The following is a 335-nucleotide window of genomic DNA, read 5'->3' as shown; positions in this document are numbered from 1 at the left end:
AGGAACCCCTGGAAGCCATCGGGGAGTTCATCGCGGCGTGGCAGGACGGCGCCGACATCGTCTGGGGCCTCCGATCGGTTCGCGCCGTTCGCAAGGGGGTCGGCGAGACGTTCGCCCGCGTGTTCTCGAAGGTCTACGGCACCCACTCGGACGTTCCGAACTACCCGTCCGAGGGACCGTCGCAGATCCTCGCCAGCCGTGCCGTCCTCGACGCCCTCAACGCGATGCCGGAATTGAACCGCAACGTGCTGGCGATGGCATCCTGGGTCGGGTTCGACCAGCGCAAGGTCTTCTTCGAACAGCTCCCCCGACCCCACGGCGTCAGCAAGTGGACG

General features: G+C 66.9%; 1 protein-coding gene. It reads left to right on the top strand.

Annotated features, from left to right (window positions below; genetic code table 11):
* On the top strand, positions 1-335 hold a 335-nt coding region (locus tag ACZ3HH_RS29520; RefSeq protein ID WP_465810062.1), incomplete at both ends, for a glycosyltransferase family protein.

This window comes from Pseudomonas sp. PME37.24/025, from assembly GCF_055556615.1.
The sequence above is the reverse complement of the archived record's forward strand: the minus strand, read 5'-3'. Positions and strand labels throughout refer to the sequence as shown.